The 18,857-nt window shown below is 60.9% G+C and carries 17 protein-coding genes; 3 read left to right on the top strand and 14 right to left on the bottom strand.

Annotated elements, in window-relative coordinates; translation table 11 throughout:
* Nucleotides 1–123 precede the first annotated feature (123 nt).
* The 6 genes from GR328_RS05250 to GR328_RS05225 all read right to left on the bottom strand — a co-directional run bounded on the left by GR328_RS05250 (nt 124) and on the right by GR328_RS05225 (nt 7,252).
* Entirely contained in the window at nt 124–1,599 is a 1,476-nt protein-coding gene (locus GR328_RS05250) for an aldehyde dehydrogenase family protein (protein ID WP_160883438.1), read from the bottom strand.
* Nucleotides 1,600–1,620: 21 nt separating this feature from the next.
* The gene (locus GR328_RS05245; RefSeq protein WP_160883476.1) at nt 1,621–2,340 is read right to left on the bottom strand and encodes a ribonuclease activity regulator RraA; all 720 of its coding nucleotides are present in this window, start codon (nt 2,338–2,340) and stop codon (nt 1,621–1,623) included.
* 17 nt (nt 2,341–2,357) lie between these two features.
* Nucleotides 2,358–4,097 carry an L-arabinonate dehydratase gene (gene araD / locus GR328_RS05240; protein ID WP_160883475.1) on the bottom strand — a complete coding sequence of 580 codons (1,740 nt, stop codon included), beginning with the start codon at nt 4,095–4,097 and terminating at the stop codon, nt 2,358–2,360.
* A gap of 55 nt (nt 4,098–4,152) precedes the next feature.
* Entirely contained in the window at nt 4,153–5,658 is a 1,506-nt protein-coding gene (locus tag GR328_RS05235; RefSeq protein ID WP_160883474.1) for a tripartite tricarboxylate transporter permease, read from the bottom strand.
* Nucleotides 5,659–5,667: 9 nt separating this feature from the next.
* Nucleotides 5,668–6,129 carry a tripartite tricarboxylate transporter TctB family protein gene (locus tag GR328_RS05230; RefSeq protein ID WP_160883473.1) on the bottom strand — a complete coding sequence of 154 codons (462 nt, stop codon included), beginning with the start codon at nt 6,127–6,129 and terminating at the stop codon, nt 5,668–5,670.
* A gap of 151 nt (nt 6,130–6,280) precedes the next feature.
* On the bottom strand, nt 6,281–7,252 hold the full coding sequence (locus GR328_RS05225; protein ID WP_160883472.1) for a Bug family tripartite tricarboxylate transporter substrate binding protein: 972 nt from the start codon (nt 7,250–7,252) through the stop codon (nt 6,281–6,283).
* A gap of 189 nt (nt 7,253–7,441) precedes the next feature.
* On the opposite strand from GR328_RS05225, the gene GR328_RS05220 reads away from it, so the two are divergent.
* The gene (locus GR328_RS05220) at nt 7,442–8,140 is read left to right on the top strand and encodes a GntR family transcriptional regulator (protein ID WP_160883471.1); all 699 of its coding nucleotides are present in this window, start codon (nt 7,442–7,444) and stop codon (nt 8,138–8,140) included.
* A gap of 27 nt (nt 8,141–8,167) precedes the next feature.
* On the opposite strand, the gene GR328_RS05215 is transcribed toward GR328_RS05220, so the two are convergent.
* Entirely contained in the window at nt 8,168–8,776 is a 609-nt protein-coding gene (locus tag GR328_RS05215; protein WP_160883470.1) for an outer membrane protein, read from the bottom strand.
* 536 nt (nt 8,777–9,312) lie between these two features.
* Between GR328_RS05215 and GR328_RS05210 the strand changes: the two genes are divergently transcribed.
* Both GR328_RS05210 and GR328_RS05205 read left to right on the top strand, forming a co-directional pair.
* Nucleotides 9,313–10,806 (top strand): DUF2231 domain-containing protein, encoded by a 1,494-nt coding sequence (locus GR328_RS05210; RefSeq protein WP_160883469.1) that lies wholly within the window; start codon nt 9,313–9,315, stop codon nt 10,804–10,806.
* A 365-nt stretch (nt 10,807–11,171) separates the two neighbouring features.
* A complete protein-coding gene (locus GR328_RS05205; protein WP_246215724.1) occupies nt 11,172–12,227 on the top strand; it encodes an MBL fold metallo-hydrolase in 1,056 nt (351 codons plus the stop codon).
* A 107-nt stretch (nt 12,228–12,334) separates the two neighbouring features.
* Here GR328_RS05205 and GR328_RS28510 read toward each other — a convergent pair whose 3' ends face one another.
* The 7 genes from GR328_RS28510 to GR328_RS05165 form a co-directional block, all read right to left on the bottom strand.
* Entirely contained in the window at nt 12,335–12,913 is a 579-nt protein-coding gene (locus tag GR328_RS28510) for an MliC family protein (RefSeq protein ID WP_425487016.1), read from the bottom strand.
* A gap of 226 nt (nt 12,914–13,139) precedes the next feature.
* Nucleotides 13,140–14,057, bottom strand: coding sequence for an NAD(P)-dependent oxidoreductase (locus tag GR328_RS05190; protein ID WP_160883467.1), 918 nt, complete (start codon nt 14,055–14,057; stop codon nt 13,140–13,142).
* A 100-nt stretch (nt 14,058–14,157) separates the two neighbouring features.
* A complete protein-coding gene (locus GR328_RS05185; protein ID WP_160883466.1) occupies nt 14,158–15,012 on the bottom strand; it encodes an ureidoglycolate lyase in 855 nt (284 codons plus the stop codon).
* An 84-nt stretch (nt 15,013–15,096) separates the two neighbouring features.
* Nucleotides 15,097–15,798, bottom strand: a complete 702-nt coding sequence (locus tag GR328_RS05180) for a GntR family transcriptional regulator (RefSeq protein ID WP_160883465.1) — start codon at nt 15,796–15,798, stop codon at nt 15,097–15,099.
* 83 nt (nt 15,799–15,881) lie between these two features.
* Complete coding sequence (locus tag GR328_RS05175) at nt 15,882–16,745, bottom strand: ABC transporter permease (protein WP_160883464.1); 864 nt, start codon at nt 16,743–16,745, stop codon at nt 15,882–15,884.
* Complete coding sequence (locus tag GR328_RS05170; RefSeq protein WP_343039291.1) at nt 16,742–17,482, bottom strand: ABC transporter ATP-binding protein; 741 nt, start codon at nt 17,480–17,482, stop codon at nt 16,742–16,744. The genes GR328_RS05175 and GR328_RS05170 overlap by 4 nt, the downstream gene beginning before the upstream one ends.
* A 77-nt stretch (nt 17,483–17,559) precedes the next feature.
* A complete protein-coding gene (locus GR328_RS05165) occupies nt 17,560–18,582 on the bottom strand; it encodes an ABC transporter substrate-binding protein (protein WP_205789764.1) in 1,023 nt (340 codons plus the stop codon).
* Nucleotides 18,583–18,857 lie beyond the last annotated feature (275 nt).

Raw genomic sequence — 18,857 nt, 5'->3', positions numbered from 1 at the left:
TTGCTCCGCCAGGATTTCGGCGGTGAACGCGTTCGGGATTGAAAGCCATCCATTCAGTACCGGCTTCTGGTCAGCGCACCGATACTTGATCCGGCTCGCCTTTATCCTGTCTCGAATCGGCGGTCACTCGCTGGACGTGGTCTTCGGCACGTATGGTCCGTTGCCGTCGAAGGTGTAGGCGGTCTTGACGGTGGTGTAGAACTCCTGCGCATAGCGGCCCTGCTCGCGCGGGCCGTAGCTCGAGCCCTTCCGGCCGCCGAACGGAACATGGTAATCCACCCCCGCCGTCGGCAGGTTGACCATCACCATGCCGGCTTCCGCGTTGCGCTTGAAGTGGCTGGCGTATTTCAGGCTCGTGGTGCAGATGCCCGACGACAGGCCGAACGGCGTGTCGTTGGCGATCTCCAGCGCCTCGTCATAGTCCTTCGCCTGGATCACCGTCGCCACAGGCCCGAAGATCTCCTCGCGCGCTACCCGCATCCGGTTGTCCACCTCCGTGAACAGCGCCGGAGAGAGATAAAAGCCGGGCGCATCACGCTTGAGCAGCTCGCCGCCCGCCGCGAGTTTGGCGCCTTCTTCCTGGCCGATGCGGATGTATTTCAGATCTTGATCGAGCTGGCTCTGGTCCACCACCGGGCCGATATGGGTGCCGCTTTTGAGGGCATCGTCCACCACCAGCCCGCGCATCCGCTCCTGCATCGCCGCAACGAAGCGGTCGTGGATGCCTTGCGTCACGATCAGGCGCGAGGAGGCGGTGCAGCGCTGGCCGGTGGAGAAGAAGGCCGAGTTGACGGCGCACTCGACCGCCACCTTCAGGTCGGCGTCGTCGAGCACCACCATCGGGTTCTTGCCGCCCATCTCAAGCTGGACCTTCTTCATCGGATCGGCCGTGATGCAGGTCTGGGCCACGCGGCGGCCGGTGGGCACCGAGCCGGTGAACGAGATCGCCGCCACCTTCGGGCTCTGCAGCATGGCCTCGCCCACCACCGAGCCCTGGCCCATGACCAGGTTGAACACCCCCGCCGGCACGCCGGCCCGGATGATGATCTCGCAAAGCGCATGGGCCGAGCCCGGCACCAGCTCGGCAGGCTTGAATACCACCGTGTTGCCATAGGCGAGCGCCGGCGCGATCTTCCAGGCCGGAATCGCGATCGGGAAGTTCCAGGGCGTGATGAGACCGACCACACCCACCGGCTCGCGGGTGATCTCGACATCCAGGGCCGGGCGCACCGAGGGCAGCTTCTCGCCGGCCAGGCGCAGGCATTCCCCCGCGAAAAAGTGGAAGATCTGGCCGGCCCGAGTGACCTCGCCGATGCCTTCCGGCAGGGTCTTGCCCTCCTCGCGGGAGAGCAGGCGCCCGAGCTCCTCCTTGCGGGCGAGGATCTCGTCGCCCACGGCCTTGAGAATGTCGTGACGGGTCTGAATGGAGGAATGGGCCCAGGCGGGGAAGGCATCATAGGCCGCCGCAATGGCGCGCTCCGCCTCCGCCGCCGAGGCACGGGCGAACTCGCCAATCACGTCATTGGTGTTCGACGGGTTCAGGTTCGGGGTCGCCTCGGACGCAGCAACCCATTCGCCCGCAATATAGTTCTTCGTCATCCTATCGCCTTCCCTGTTGCCCTAACGCCTGTTGGCCTTGCGCCAAGCCGCGAAGTCGATGTTGGTCTGCTCGTCGGTGGCCGGATACAACCCGAGGATCGAGCGGCCGTTCAGCACCTCCTCGGTGACGAAGTCCTCGAATGCCGTCATCTCGACCGTCTCATCCGCGATCTCGTCGGCCAAGTGGGCCGGGATCACCACGACGCCTTCGGCATCGCCCACGATCACATCGCCGGGGAAGACCGGAGCGTCGCCGCAGCCGATCGGCACGTTGATATCAATGGCCTGATGCAGAGTCAGGTTCGTCGGAGCCGAGGGGCGATTGTGATAAGCCGGGATTCCGAGCCTCTCGATTTCGGGCGTGTCCCGGAAGCCACCGTCGGTAACCACGCCGGCAACACCGCGCACCATCAGGCGGGAGATCAGGATCGACCCGGCGGATGCGGCTCGCGGGTCCTTGCGGCTGTCCATGACGAGAACGGCTCCCGGAGGGCAAATCTCCACCGCTTTGCGCTGCGGGTGTTCCCGGTCGCGGAAGACGGTCAGCTGGTTCAGGTCCTCGCGGGCCGGCATGTAGCGCAAGGTGAAGGCCTCACCCACCATTGGGCCGGCATCACGATTGATCCGGTGCACATCCTGGATCCATTGGTTGCGCAGGCCGCGCTTGTAGAGAGCCGTCATCAGTGTCGGGGTGGCGACGGTTTTCAGCTTCTCGCGGGTTTCTGGCTTCAGTCCGGTCATCGGTGCATCTCCTGGGATCAGAAAATATCGGGCTCGGCCACGGGAGCGCCGTGGCTCGTCTCAAGGAAATCGAAATCGCAACCTTCGTGGGCCTGTCGAATGTGCCTGCTGAACATCCAGCCATAGCCACGCTCGAATCGCGGCTTGGGCTCGGGCAACAGGGCGCGCCTCATCGCAAGCTCCTCGTCGGACACTTCGAGCGTAATACGGCGCGCGGGAATATCGACGGTGATGATATCGCCCGTACGCACGAGGGCAAGCGGTCCCCCTACATGCGCCTCCGGCGACACATGAAGGATGCAGGCGCCGTAACTCGTGCCGCTCATGCGGGCATCCGACACGCGCAGCATGTCGCGCACGCCCTGCTTCACGAGTTTCTTGGGAATCGGCAGCATACCCCATTCGGGCATTCCGGGACCGCCCTGCGGGCCCGCATTGCGCAGGACCAGGATATGGTCCGCCGTAACATCGAGATCGTCGTCATCGATGGCAGCTTTCATGGAGGGATAATCGTCGAACACGAGGGCAGGTCCCGAATGCCTGCGCAAACGCGGCTCGCATGCGCTCGGCTTCATGACGCAGCCGTCCGGCGCGAGATTGCCCTTAAGCACGGCCAGTGCGCCTTCCTCGTAGATGGCGTTGTCGAGCGTGCGGATGACATCGTCGTTGTAAACCTCCGCGCGGGCGATGTTATCGCCCAGGGTCTTGCCTGTCACCGTGAGGCAGTCGAGGTGCAGATGACCGCGGATGCGCGTCATGAGGGCCGGAAGCCCGCCGGCGAAGTAGAAATCCTCCATCAGGTAGGCCGCACCACTCGGGCGAACATTCGCGATCACCGGAACCTTGCGGCTGGCGATCTCGAAATCATCAAGACCGATGTCGTGGCCGGCCCGGCGTGCCATGGCGATAAGGTGAATCACGGCATTCGTCGAGCAGCCCATCGCCATGGCGACCGCGATGGCGTTCTCGTAGGCGGGGCGCGTCTGGATTTTGTCGGGCGTGAGGTCCTCCCACACCATCTCGACAGCCCGGCGACCAGATTCCGCGCACATGCGAATGTGATTGACGTCAGGAGCGGGAATGGAAGAGGCTCCCGGCAGCGTCATGCCGATGGATTCGGCAATTGCCGTCATGGTACTGGCGGTACCCATGGTCATGCAGTGCCCATGGCTGCGGGCGATTCCGCCCTCCACCTCCACCCAGTCTTCCTTGGTGATGTTTCCGGCCCGGCGCTCATCCCAGTACTTCCAGGCGTCCGACCCCGAACCCAGGACCTTGCCCTTCCAGTTTCCGCGCAGCATCGGACCGGCGGGAATGTAGATCGACGGCAGATTGACGCTCGTCGCGCCCAGGAGCAGACCCGGAGTGGTCTTGTCGCAGCCGCCCATGAGGACGACACCGTCCACTGGATGGGAGCGAATGAGCTCTTCCGTGTCCATGGCGAGCATGTTGCGGTAGAGCATGGTGGTCGGCTTGACGAAGTTTTCCGACAGGGAGATCGCAGGCAGCTCTATGGGAAAGCCCCCGGCTTGGAAGACGCCTCGCTTTACATCCTCGACGCGCTGCTTGAAATGGGCGTGGCATGGATTGATGTCGGACCAGGTGTTGATGATCGCTATGACTGGTCGGCCTGACCAATCCTCCGGGGCGTAGCCCATCTGCATAATGCGAGAGCGGTGGCCGAACCCGCGCAGGTCATCTGGAGAGAACCATCGCGCACTACGGAGGTCTTCCGGCTTTTTGGTCTTGGATGTCATATGAGTAACGTCGCGCCTGTGGTGTCGATGTGGTCGGGATCGGAAAGGAGGACGATCAGCCTTCCTCCTGAAAGGCTTCTTCACGTTTCTGGCGAACAGCCGGAGCCAAGATCGTCGCAAGGAGAACGAGAGCTATGATCAGCATCGTCGCGCTGATCGGACGATTCAGGAACACCGTGGCGTCTCCCTTCGCAATCAGCATGGCTCGCCGTAGGTGCTCTTCCATCATCGGCCCGAGAATGAAGCCGAGCAGCATCGGGGCCGGCTCGCAATCGAGCTTGCGGAAGATGTAACCGAGGCACCCGAAGATCGCCATCAGATAGACGTCGAAGGTCGCGTTGTTGAGGCTGAACACGCCGATGGCGCAGAAGACCAGAATGGCCGGATACAGGAAATGATACGGCACCGAGATCATGCGCACCCACAGCCCGATCAGCGGCAGGTTGAGCACGAGCAGAAACAGGTTGCCGATCCACATGGAGACGATGAGCCCCCAGAACAACACCGGCTGCTCCGTCATCACCGAAGGCCCTGGCTGGATGCCTTGCATGATCATGGCGCCAATCATCAGGGCCATGACCGGATTGGATGGAATACCGAGCGTCAGCATCGGAATGAAGGAGGTTTGCGCACCAGCATTGTTGGCGCTCTCAGGCCCTGCAACGCCTTCAATCGCACCATTGCCGAACTGCTCGGGATGCTTTGAGACCTTCTTCTCCAGCGTATAGGCCGCGAAGGATGCGAGCATCGCACCACCACCCGGGAGAATGCCGAGCATGGATCCGAGGACCGTGCCGCGCAGGACAGGCGCTGCGAGCCGCTTCACGTCCTCCCTCGTCGGCATGAGTCCCGTTACGGTCTTCGACATGATTGTGCGCGTCGACTCGTTCTCCAAGTTTCCGATGATCTCTCCCAGGCCGAACACCCCCATGGCGACAATGACGAAATTGATGCCGTCGGATACCTCCGCGAAGCCGAAGGTGTAACGCACCGTGCCGGAGTTCACATCGGTTCCAACCAGACCAAGGATGAGTCCAAGGATGATCATGCCGAAGGCATGCAATAGCGAACCATGCGCCAACACGACCGAGGCGATGAGACCGAGGACCATCAGAGAAAAGTATTCGGCGGGACCGAACTGCAAGGCAAGATCGGCTAGCGGAGGAGCAAAGACCGCAAGAAGGACGGTTGCGACAGTGCCCGCGAAGAAGGAGCCAATGGCCGCCGTTGCCAGCGCCCTCCCCGCCTTGCCTTGTCGAGCCATCTGATAGCCGTCGAGCGCGGTCACGACGCTCGAAGATTCACCCGGCAGATTGACCAGGATCGCGGTGGTTGAACCGCCATACTGCGCGCCATAGTAGATTCCGGCGAGCATGATCAGCGCCGACACTGGCGGCAATCCAAATGTCACGGGCAGCAGCATCGCAATGGTTGCGGTCGGCCCAAGCCCCGGCAACACGCCGATCGCGGTGCCGAGAAGCACCCCGATCATGCAATAGGCCAGGTTCCAGAAGGTCAATGCGGTCTCGAGGCCGAGCCACAGGTTCGAAATCGTTTCCATCGCTTCCACCTACTCACCGAACCACGAGCCGACGAGCGGCATCGGTACGCCAAGGGCTTTCACGAACACGAGCGAGCAGAAAGTGACCAGAATGATCAACCCAGCTGCAGCTTTTAGGTCGAGACGGAAGTTCTGACTCGCAGTTGCACTAATCAGGATGAGCACGACCAGGGCGATCACGAGTCCCGTAGTGGGAAGCAGTAAACCGAAGAGAGCGGTCGACCCGACAACGAGTGCCAAGGACTTCCAGGAGACAGCGCCGACGGCCTCACCCTCCTGCGTGAGTGCGCGCGCCGCGGAGATCAGGCCAATCAGCATGAGGATGACGCTGAGAGCGGTGGGGAAATAACCTGCCCCCATGCGCCCTGCGGTACCCATGGGATAATCGCGGCCGATCCAGAAGGCTGCAGCGCCAAAGGCAACGTAGAGCACACCAGCCCAAAAATCTTTCTTCTGGAGCACGTGTGACATCACGAGCATCCTCCCGGTGAAATAACGATGAACGGTCCTGGCGCCGCTGACGGGTGCAATGGCCGCACAGGCACCAGACAAACGGCGACGCTCTCAGCAATTCAAAGTTCTCAATGCGGGGCAGCCTTCTCGGCCGCCCCGTCAGGCCTGCTTACTGGTCGGCCGTGATCTTTCCTGCCTCAACCACGGTCTTCCAGCGGCTGATTTCCTGGCTCAGAAACTCCGAGAACTGGCCACTCGTACTGGCGACGACCTCGAAGCCGATATCGCTAAACTTGCCCTTCACATCGGGCGAGTTCAGAGCGGCCGTCAGCGACTTCTCGAGCTTGCCCTTCACATCGGCCGGTAGGCCCTTCGGCGCAGCAACAGCCTGCCAGGAATACACTTCGACGCCCTCGATGCCAGCTTCCTCCATGGTCGGTGCGTCCGGGAAGGCAGGGTTCCGCTTGTCAGCCGTGACGGCCAGAAGCTTCAGCTTGCCGGCTTTGATATGATTCGACACGGCGCCGAGATTCTGGAACGACACGTCAGCATGTCCGCCGATCAGGTCGGTTATGGCGGGAGCGCCGCCCTTGTACGGCACGTGGACCCCAGTGGTGCCGGTCTTCTGCCAGAACAGGGCCGCTGTGAGGTGGTCGGAGGAACCCGCGCCGGACGATGCGAATGTAACCTTCTCGGGGTTTTTCTTAAGGTATTCGACGAGTTCCTTGACGTTATTGGCCGGGAAGTTGGGATTGGCGACTAGGACGTTCGGCGTACGCACCGCGACCGTGAGCAGATCGAAATCCTTGATCGGGTCGTAGGGCAGGCTCTTGTAGAGAACCGGGTTGATGGCATAGACGCCGATCGAGCCGACAAGCAGGGTGTAGCCGTCAGGTTTGGCCTTCGCGACCTGCCCCGCTCCTAGGGAGCCGTTCGCGCCGGGCTTGTTCTCGACCACGACAGGCTGACCAAGGCTCTCCTGCATCTTCTGGGTGGTCATGCGAGCCGTCGTGTCGGATGCCCCACCGGCCGGGAACGGCACGATCACCGTCACGGGCTTCTCTGGATACCCGGCCGCGAAAGCGGGTGCATAGATCGCGATGCCAATGGCCGCGGCGGACAACAGTTTCAGCGCCCTCATGCGCTTCCTCCTTTGATTTGGGTTGTTTGGCGATCACCCGTCTCTGGCGGGCTTGCGGCTGGGAGTCCCAGCAGGACCGTTGGAAACTAAAACGCTAATGCATTAGTCTGTCAACTTGTATTCTGATGCAACTTTCTGATGTAATGACACTTTGATCGATCGGGCTGAAATCCGAGAAAGGACAGGGAGATGGATAACCTAACGGTGACCTCGTTACGCCCCCGGGATAGGTCGCGCCACGCAGCGCCGCAGGTTTTCGAGCATTTGCGCGAATCCATCCTCTCTCTCGCGCTGGCTCCAGGAACGGTGCTGAACCGCCTTGCCCTCCAGAAGGAATTCGGCCTCAGCTCAACTCCGATCCGGGATGCCCTCCTGAAGCTCCAGGAGGAAGGCTTGGTGGAGATCTTCCCACAGCATGCCACAGTGGTCAGTCCGATTGATCTGCCCCTTGCCCATCAGGCGCATTTCCTTCGCCGTTCTCTTGAGCTCGAGATCGTGCGGACTCTGGCGCTCACGCCCGATCGAAGATTGGTCGCGAGACTCCATGGCTTCCTGGCCCAGCAGCAGGCTCTGATGGAAGCCGAAGATTTCGAGGCCTTTACGATGGCCGATCACGCCTTCCACCAGCATCTCTACGAAGCGGCCAGGATGCACGATCTATGGACGCTCGTGCGCAGCCGTAGCGGGCATATCGATCGCCTACGCCGGCTGCATCTCCCTACTCCGGGCAAGGCTCAAAACATTGTGCATCATCACAGGCTGATCGTGCAGGCCATCGCTGACGGCAAACCTGACGAGGCGCAACAGCAATTGCGGGAGCATCTCTCCGGGACATTGTCTCATGTGGACGAGATTAAGGCTAAGTTTCCCGGATACATTAGGGCATGAACCGCTCCTGCTCCTCGCAATCGCAAGTCATTCCGGCATCCCTAACAATGCGACTGCCGTAAACTGAAATGCTCCCGGTTGGATATCGCAGTATGTCGGCTCAGGATCAAACTCGGACCTTCCCGTCGCAAGTTCATACCGCGGCGCGAAAGGATGCTTGCAGTGCCAAGCAAGACAGACACAACTTGTCCCGGTCAGATCGTTCGCCGAGACCCGGGCAGGATCGAGCACACGGATGCGCCGGCCCGCCCCACCGGTCCGCCTGGCTCGGAAGCGCACGTTTGGGCCAACGCGTTTGACCCAACCGTCGTTTTCACACCGGTTGCTCGCCTGGATACTCGCCCGTGCTAGGGTCAAGCTGTCATCGCCAAGGCTGTAGTACAGCGTCTCAGACTTGGGCGATACGTTCTGGGCCAGCATGTGCACCGTGCCGGCACCAATCACCAGGTCCCTCCGCCATTCGTCGCGGCTCGCCTCAGGGCCAAGCCCCAGCGGAGCCACCGCAATCTGCCCCTGGTGCTTGATCCGCGCCATGGCCAGACCGCTCGTGACATAGTCCAGTAAGCGCTCGACAAACGGCACAAATCGAGCAGCAACGCGATATTCAAAGCGCCCGAAAGCGTCTAGCGGCGGCACTCACTCATTCTCTACCCCGGCTCTTCTCGAATGGCTTGCAGAGCGTTCCGGACGCTCCTAGGCCTCAAAACATCTGACATTACTTTCCCATACTTCCTCGCTTGGGTGTCCAATCCAGATTTACTTGGCGTCTCAACTTGGGATCTATGAGCCGATTGGGTCGAGGAGAGCTTACCGACATCGCCATGCAACTCACCCGAGGCATCCAGCAGGTGCAGAATGTCCGCAACGGGGCAAACCGGTTCTTTGGGACGGGTCGTTTCGATGTCCGCTCACCCGCGAATGCAGCAACTTGATCCTCTCCCGCCTCGTGCGATTTCCTGTCCAACGGCATCTTTACGGCAGGAGGTAGAAAGTTGGTTAGGTGCCACATGGTTGTCCTCCACAGGCGGATGGCCCTTACGAGCATCCTCCTAAAGCGCCAGACGAGCCCAACGAACAAAACCTGTTCAAACCGATTGTCTGCTTAATGCCAGCTAGGCCTTGCCGCTGGAGGCGGATCCTCCCGCCGGTCGGAGGTGCACCAGGAGGGCTAGATGAGATTGAACCACTTCAGCATGACCGGTGCCGCAATCGGGCGGATTGAGGCTGCGGAGTGGCTCGACAACCCTGCTTTCCAGATCGCCAATGCTCTCGCTCTGCCCCAGCGCCTCGCCGGGACACCAGGGAGGAGGATACGCAACGCGCTGCACGGCACCTGGTACGGGCATCCCGTGCACCCGATGCTTGTCACAGTCCCGATTGGAACCTGGACGTTGGCTCTCGGACTAGACACGCTCGGGGCGCTCGGGGCGAAACACGGCCGGGAATATGATAGAGCTGCCGATCTCGCTGTGCAGGCTGGAGCCGCCGGCGCGGTTGCGGCCGCCGCCGCAGGTCTGATGGACTGGCAGCAGACGCACGGACGTTCCCGCCGGGTAGGCCTCGCCCATGCTCTCGTCAACAGCACGGCGCTCGGCCTTCAGCTCACCTCCATTGCCCTCCGCCGGCGCGGACGCCGCAGAGAAGGACGTATCGCAAGTGCCGCTGCCTGGAGCGTGATGTTCATCGGCGCCTATCTGGGCGGGCACCTCGTCTACCGACGCCGCCAGGGTGTCGATCAGGCCGACCACAGCGTCGAACCGCGCAGCTTCGCGCCCGTTCTGCCTGCCGCTGAGCTCAGGGAGGGGCAGCCGCGGAAGGTCGAAGTTTGGGATGCGCTGGAGCGAGCGCATATTCCCGTTGTCCTCGTACGGCAACGCGGACGCACCTTCGCCATGGGGGCGCGCTGCTCACATATGGGAGGTCCCTTGGATGGAGGGTGGCTTCTGAAAGGTGGCCTCGTCTGCCCGTGGCATGGCTCGCGCTACGACCTTGAGACAGGACAGCCGCTGGACGGCCCATCGACCTGTCCGCAGCCGCTGTACGATGTGCGTGTTCGCAATGGCGTCATCGAGATCAAGCGGCAGCAGGAACCCGGCGCGGCGGCGGTGACACCGGAAGACATTGAGCACGCATCCCAGGTGGAGCAATCTACGACAGCAGATACTCCTCTCGGCCGGAAGGCGGATGAGGTGCTGTTCGAGCATCACGAACTGCTGCGAAGTATGTTCCGGCGGATCGAGGACATGGCGCCGGATGATCCGCAGCGCCGCGACCTGATGCGGACCCTTGCGTCCGAACTTGAGATCCATGAGCATGTCGAGGATGCGATTTTTTATCCAGCGGTCCGACCGGTAAGCGAGGATGTTCCAGTGGCTTACGCGGAGCACCAGCAACTCGCCGACCTGCTGGCCGCGACACTGAAGCTCCCGACCTCCAGCCCCGATTTTGACGAGTATCTGCGGGCTCTGCACAAGGCCGTCGACCATCATGCCTCTTCTGAGGAGCATTCGATGTTCATCGAGGCACAGCGTCTGGGTGATCGCCGGCTGCGTGAGCTCGGTCATGAGCTCGAGACGATGCTCGAAGAACAGCGAACCTCGCGTTTCCAGTGCGCCTTCCGGGAGCTGAAGATCAGTCTCCTGGCCCAGGCTGGCAGGGAAGCCTGAACGCATCGGTGGAGGACAGCATCGAGATCGCCAACCTTGCAGGCGAGTGAGGATGGCTGCCTCAATGGGCCATCATCCACGTCTCGAAACTGCGTAAGGTTCGGTTCGAGCTGAAAAGTAGCAGATTTCAACTGAAACGAAGTGCACTTGCCGCATCATGGGCCGGCCAAGGTGTTTATTCCGAGAAGGGGCAGGAGGAGACGTTCCAGTAGGCGGGAACGCTGATCAGAACGGAGATTGATGACGGCATTCGAGGCTCAGGAGCTTCGGCGATGAACCGTATTGTTTGCGGCACTAGTTTGAGACAGCTCCAACGTCGCCCTAAGTGCTGTTCAGTAATACGTGCAGATCGAGGAGCAACCGTGCTGTCGCGCAGAGGGTTTATACAGCTTAGCGGATCACTTCCATTCCTGAGTGCCGCGTCGCGGGCCAACTCCGCCCCGGGCAGCTTCTATTACAGAGGTCCTCCGAGCGACCACTTCGACGGGCGCCGCTTCTTCAACCCTGGTGGAGAACCCTCCCGCAGTTTCGTTGACTTCCTGCACTGGCAGCTCACCAAGAATTCTGTGCCTTGGCCTGAGGTCTACCCGAGCCCTTTCCAGGATCGGCCTCCACTACGGGTCGGAAAGCGTGATCTGCGCATCAGCTTCGTCGGGCATTCAACCTTCCTGATCCAGATTGCCGGCCATAACATCCTCACGGATCCGATCTGGTCCGAACGAGCCAGTCCTGTACCGTTTGCTGGACCTCGGCGACACAATCCGCCCGGCATCCCGTTCGAGAGCTTGCCGCAGATCGATACGGTGCTCATCTCACATAATCACTATGATCATCTGGACCTCCCTACCCTCGCACGTCTCTGGGAGCGGGATCAGCCGAGGATTGTGGCCCCGCTTGGTAACGACACCATCATCCGAGCGCAGCATCCTGAAATTGCGGTGACAGCTCTGGATTGGGGTGATCGCTTTGCGCTCGCTCCAGGGCTCCAGGTTCTTGTTGAGGCGGCCCATCACTGGTCCGCTCGGGCCACCAACGACCGCAATCACGCGCTGTGGGCATCCTTCGTGGTGCGCGCCAGGGGGCATTCCGTCTACTTTGCCGGCGATACGGGGTATGGCGGCGGCCGACACTTTCGCGCCATTGCAGCCCGACATCCCCGCCTCGACGTTGCCCTTCTCCCTATCGGGGCCTATGAGCCCCGCTGGTTCATGGCGCCCAATCACATGAACCCTGAAGAAGCGGTTCGCGCGTTCCGCATTCTCAAGGCGAAGTTCGCCTTAGGTTACCACTGGGGAACCTTCAGGCTTACCGATGAGGGCGTTGACGAGCCACCTCAAGATCTTGCCACCGCACTTAGGGCGCAAGGAATTTCCGTCCGGCGCTTCGCTGCGATGCGACCAGGTCAGGTCTGGGCAAGCTGATGCGGGTGCAAAGTTCCCAGGGTGTCACGCGCAGTTCAATGGCGTGGCGCGACTAAGGTTTGCTCGCACTCGCACGCGAAAAAGGACAGCGAATGGGAGCATCTCGCTCAGTCCCCGGTTCGGCAGATTGTCGATTGCCCCGCGCGGGTTAACGTTGCCTCATGCCCTTTAATCCAGAACGTTATGTCCCCCTGCGTATAGCGGCCCCCATCCGCCGAGATCGTTTGCGTGAGGATCGTCTGGGTCGAAGATCCGTCAATGGCGAGCTTGACCGTTCCCAAGGAGGAACTCGGGGGAGAGAACCTGGCCTGTAGCCTTGTGCCGTCCGTACAGGTGTAATGGACAGGTTTAGCGTCTTGGGCAATTGCGCCTGGGCCGTTCACCGCTATCGCCGCAACCCATATTGCCTTGGCCAAGACAGGAGCTCCTCTGTTCATGAGAGCCTCCCTTAGCCACTTGCCAGCCGCATTCCGCAACGCGGAACCGCTACGATTCTGCCATCCCGGGCCGTTCTGCTGGAAGCATTCGGGTACATCTTGGTCGATGCGCAAGGTGGCGGCCGGCTCAGATCCGGGATGGATGAAGCATTCGGAGCCTTCGACCGTCTTTGTCGGCGCATTGTTGACGGTGACCTCCGCAGCCCCCGAATGATCGGACGGGCTGCATCCTCCCAGTGATGGCGACATCTGCCTCCCTGTTGAACGCTGCCGTTGGAGCAATCTCGCCCAGGTTCTGTCGTACCATAAAGCCTGACCCGGATCAGACCAGGACGGTCACTGCACCTGTCCGAACGTCGCCTTGGGCCGGGCTCGGGGCCCTCCGGGTTGGGTCTCACGTATGCCAACTGCTGACGTTCAATCGGTCTACCCAAATGTCGACCCGCTGAATGTCCAGTGATCAGTACCAGGCTGGTCAACCGCCTGTCGTTCCATTCTCCGAAGCTCCGTCTGCCGCACGGCTCGGCCAGTAGCCGGCAAGGCTCGTTCCATCCCGCTCCCCCCAACCCTGACGGCTGGCCTCATCATACACCGAGAGAACCCGTTCGGCGACGGGAAGCGAAAATCCAAGCTCCAGTCCCTCCGCGATCATGTTTCGAAGATCCTTTCGGAACGAGTCGACATCGAAGGTCACAGGCTGAGGATCCTCGCCGCGCATCCCTTTGGCAACCATGGGGCCCCGCGCCTTCAAGATATTGGCACCACCGGACGTATCCGAAAACAGGTCCACGATCCGCTCCGGCTCGATTCCGAGATGGCGGCAAAGCGAATAGGACTCGCCAAGCGCCTGGTAATAGACCACCAACGGCAGGTTAACGGCCAGCTTCAGGCTTGCGCCTGCCCCAACGGGCCCGGCATGCTCCACGCGACGGCACAACTGATCGAGGACTGGACGCGCCCGAGCCACATCGTCCGGTGCTCCACCCACAAGACCGATCAGCCGCCCTTCACGGGCGGGCCCGGTGGAACCGCTCACCGGGCATTCCACATAAACTCCTCCCTTCGATGCGATCCGTTCGGCCAGAGCACGCTGGGTCCTGGGCCGTACGGTGCTCATCTCGATAAACAGCTTGCCCTCCACGTCGGTGGTCAGAATACCATGCTTTCCGCCGAAGACCGCTTCCAAGGCGTTCGAATCCAGAACGCAGGAAATGATCGCCTCGGATTGTTCGACGACCGCAGCCGGCGATTCACCGAGAACCGCACCAGCCTCGACAAGCGTCTTCGCTTTGCCGGGAGTGCGGTTCCAAACCACGAGATCGTGTCCGCAACCCTGAAGGCGCATTGCCAGGGCAGCGCCCATACGGCCCAATCCGATGATGCCAATCCTCATTGTCGTCTCCCGGTCCTTCCCATGCTCCTGATATTGACCTCATGGCGAAGGGGCGGCAGGGCTGAGCAATGCCGCCCCTCCATGTGCTGTGTCGAATAAGCTAGCGTTGCTCTTTCCAGCTCCTGACGAGTTGCTCCTGCTGGCCAAGGCCCTCGATGCCCAGCCGGACACGGTTGCCGGGACGCAAATAGACCGGCGGCTTCATGCCCATGCCGACGCCAGGAGGAGTGCCGGTCGCGATCACGTCGCCCGGCTGAAGGCTCATGAACTGGCTGAGATAGCTCACCAGGAACGCAACGCCATAGACCATGGTCTCGGTGCTGCCGTTCTGATAGCGCTTTTCATCCACCTCCAGCCACATGCCCAGGTTCTGTGGATTGGGGATCTCATCCCGCGTCACGAGCCAGGGGCCGACCGGGCCGAAGGTGTCGGCGCTCTTACCCTTGGTCCACTGTCCTGAACGCTCGATCTGGAAGGAACGCTCGGAAACGTCGTTGACGACGCAGTAGCCCGCAACATGATCGAGCGCCTGCGCCTCGTCCACGTACTTGGCGGCCTTGCCGATCACGATGCCAAGTTCGACCTCCCAGTCGGTCTTCTCCGACCCACGCGGAAGCTCGATGCCGTCATTTGGACCGCAGATTGCGCTGGTCGCCTTCATGAAGATGATGGGCTCGGGCGGCACGGCCATGCCAGACTCGGCCGCGTGATCGGAATAGTTGAGGCCAATGCAGATGAACTTGCCGACCTGACCTACACAGGGACCGATGCGCGGATTGCCATCGACTCGCGGCAGCGTGGCGGGATCAATGCTGCGCAGCCGCTCGAGCCCTGCGGATGAAAGCACGTCACCGGCAATATCCGGAACGATGCCAGAGAGATCGCGGATGCTGCCATCCTGTGCGAGGAGGCCGGGTTTTTCTTGCCCGTGAGGGCCGTAGCGCAGCAGCTTCATGAGATTTCCTTGCTCCTGTGATTGAAGGAAACTGAGATGTTTCGGGTTGGATGGGATGAGCGGCCCGAATGGCTTTCCGCCCTGTCAGTCTAGCGGCGGGTCGAGCCTGATCTTTGGAGAGGGCTGAATCTGATCTTCGATGTGCCTGAGTGTCGTCTGATAGTGCTCGATGAGCTGCTCGACGGCAAAATCCGTCTTGCGGTCAAGCGCGGCCTCCATGAGCCCACGGTGCTCCTCCAGGGTATTCCGGTAGCGCTTCGAAGAGGCCACGGAGATGAAGCGATATCTCTGCGCCTGATCCATCAGGTCCTTGCAGATGTCGACCATGATCGAGGAGCCGCACGCTGCAATGAGGGCGAGATGGAAGGTCCGATGCCGCTCCTCCCAGGCAGGGTTGGTGCTTGTATCCTCCTCGGACAACTTCCAGGGCGTGCGTGAGAGGTGATGGAACGCCACGACGATGCGTTCCTCCCAGACCTGATCACCGTTCTTGATCGACTCCTCAAGCGCCTTCCCCTCCAGCCAGCACCGGGTCTTCACCAATTCGCGCCAACCCTCGATGCTGACTGGCGGCACGAAGAAGCCACGCTGATCTTTTCGCTCGACAAGGCCTTCCGAGGAGAGGCGGTTGAGAGCTTCGCGAACAGGGTTGAGGCCAGCCCCGTAGCGCTCTGAAACGAAATCGATCAGGAGTTTCTGCCCTGGCCGTAATCCGCCATTGAGGATGTCCTGGCGAAGCCTCTCGTATACCGAGGTTGCCGCAGTAATTTTTTCGATCTTGTTCATGACGCAACCTGCACAGATATAGGTTCAGGCGGAATGCCACCGACGGTGGATGGCGGTCAATCGCCGGAACACCACTCCCGTCCTTATTGCGCAAGGGTTTCTTCCGTGACGCTCTCCTTATGCCAGAAGACGAACCGGCGTTGGGCCCAAGCCACGATCCAGAAGGTCGCCAGTCCAAGCAGGCTCAGGTAGATGATCAGCGAGAACACGCGCGGGGTGTTGAGCTGGGCGGCCGCCACGCGGATCAGCTCGCCGAAGCCCTTGCCGCCACCGAGGAACTCGCCCACCACCGCGCCGACGACAACGAGCACCGCGGCATTCTTCAGGCCCGAGAAGAAGTGAGGCATCCCGATGGGCAGCTTCAGCTGCACCAGGGTCTGCCAACGGCTCGCCCCCATGGTCTTGAACAGCATGCGGGCGTTCTGATCGGCCGCATGCAGGCCCGCCGCCGTTCCAACGATTACCGGGAAGAAGGCGATGAAGGCTGCAAGCGCCACCTTGGATGCAATGCCGAAGCCCAGCCACGACACGAACAGCGGAGCGAACGCCACCTTTGGCATGGTGTTGATCGCGACTAGGTAGGGCATGACGGCCCGCTCACCGAATGCGGTCTCGCCCACGAGAACGCCGAGGCCAAAGCCGAGAACGACGGCGATTAGGAAACCGAGGGCGACCTCCTGCGTGGTGATCCAAAGGGCCGCGAGCATGTAGTCGCCCGTCAGCAGGTTCTTGCCGACCACGAACAGATCCTCGATGGTCTCCAGGGGGGATGGTAGAATGATCGGCGAAACCAGCTCTACGAAATAGACGATCTGCCACACGATCAGAAAGGCGATCAGAAGTGCCAACATCGACACCCAGCGGGGAACCCGGTCGATCCAGGAAACATGTTCCTTCCAAATCGTCTGTTCGGGAATCGCGGAGGCAACGACTTGTGCTTGTGTCATTGGAACGCTCCCTTGTCGAGATGATTGCGAATGCGGTGGACGAGCGTGCCGAAACGCGGATCGGACATCATGTCCAAGGTTCTGGGTCTGGGCAGGTCTACGGTAATGGCCTCGACGAACCGTCCCGGGCGGGGCGACATCACGTACACCACGTCGGAAAGGATCACCGCTTCAGGAATCGAGTGGGTCACGAGGAATGACGTGGCATTCCGTTCGAGACAGATCCTCTGCAGTTCCATGTTCATGAAGTCACGGCTCAACTCATCGAGCGCGCTGAACGGCTCGTCCAACAGCAGGACCGCGGGCTCCGTGATCAGCATCCGGCAAATCGCCGCGCGCTGCGCCATTCCACCGGAAAGCTCGCTCGGATACACGTTCTCGAAGCCCTTTAGACCAACGAGATCGAGAAGCTGGCGCGCCTGATCATGCTTGGCGCGGGCTGCCGCCTTGCCATCGCGGATCTCGATGGGGAGAACGATATTCTCGATGGTGGTGCGCCACGGAAACAGGGTCGCCTGCTGGAACATCATGCCGATATCCCTGCGGGGACCCATCACAGGCTTGCCCTCGAGAACGACACTGCCGGATGACGGCGGCTGCAGGCCTGCCATGATCTTGAGCAGGGTCGATTTTCCGCACCCGCTCGGTCCGATGATTGACGAGAAGGTGCCCTCCCGCAGCACCAGATCCACCTTGTCGAGCGCCTGCACATTGCGTCTGACGAAAGTCTTGCTCACGCCGCGCAGTTCATACACCGGTCGGCCCAGGAGGCCGGCCGGAGCAACAGCTTCCCCAGCTATTGAGAGCACCGCCATTACTTCGAACCCTCGTTCCAAGCGTCGACGAATTGATTGGTGTATGCAGCCTTCGGATTCGATAGCGGTGCCTTCAGAATGCCCGATTCCACGGCGCTCTTGTGCCATTGCTCCCAATGCTCCGGTGGCTGATAACCCCAGCCTTTGGACTGATCGAACGGTGTGATCCGGTCCTTGACCTGCTCGAACAAGGCAGCCGACAGCTTGGCATCCTCGCCTTCCTGGGGATTCCCGGCCTTGGTGTGCTGCAGAACCTTTTCCTTGTTCTCAGGCTTCAGACCGAACTCCGTCGCCTGGACGAGGACACGGCCAAATTTTTCGACGGTCTCCGGGTTCTGATCGATGAAGGATTTCATCGCCGCGTAGCCATTCCCGAAGTAGCTCAGATATTGCTCGGGCGTGATCTCCCGCAAATCGATCCCGCGCGCCTCCATGATGGCTGCATCGCTCACGGCCGCGGCGTAGGCCTTTATGTCACCTCGCAGGAAGGCTGCCGCAGCGAGACCTCCGTCACCGACGGGCAGGAAAGTGTAGTCCTTGCCTTCCTGCATGTTCAGATCCGACAGGATCGCGCGGGTGAAGCCGACTTCTGCGCCATCGGCCGTGCCGACGCCGATAACCGCCCCTTTGAGATCGGATGGAGACTTGATGGCGGATTTCTCAGGAACGACGATACCGAAGACCGACTTCGCAAAGTGGTTGTAGATGAACACCACATCGACACCACGGGCGCGCGCTGCCAGAACCGGAGCCGGACCGGGCTGTCCGATTTGGGCCTGCCCGGCGGACATAGCCTGAAGAACTTGGGAAGAGCCGTCCACGGCCTCGACTTCAACCTCAAGTCCTTCCTTCTCGAACATCTTCTCACCGAGCGCCACATACAGCGGGAAGTTGTTGACCGCGGACGGATTCGGAAGAACCACGGTGATCTTCGTGGAAGAGTTCTGCGCATTGGCGACACTCATCGTCCAGGGGGCGAGCGCGAGCGTTACAGCTAGACCGAGAGCCTTGCTCATCTTCATCGACATTTCCTCTCCTGCATTCTGCTGCTCTTGTGGCAGTGCCTGCGTTTGATGCGGCGACTTATGATGTACGAGATACACTCCTCTGTCAAAAAATGTATGTTTTCATGGCAAGTAACTTCTCAAGTTTCGAGTCGTTACTTCTTAAGTTGAATGCACGTACCTCTTTGTCATTAGAAGCGTATATTTTGCGGTGCAAGAACCACACCGCACCTGCTAAGATATTCAGTCACATTCGCAGACAAACGTGCGATCTGGAGTGTTATGGCAATAAT

Origin of the sequence: Microvirga makkahensis (genome assembly GCF_009830105.1) — a bacterium.
Lineage (GTDB): Bacteria > Pseudomonadota > Alphaproteobacteria > Rhizobiales > Beijerinckiaceae > Microvirga > Microvirga makkahensis.
This window is presented reverse-complemented; position numbering and strand designations above follow the sequence as displayed.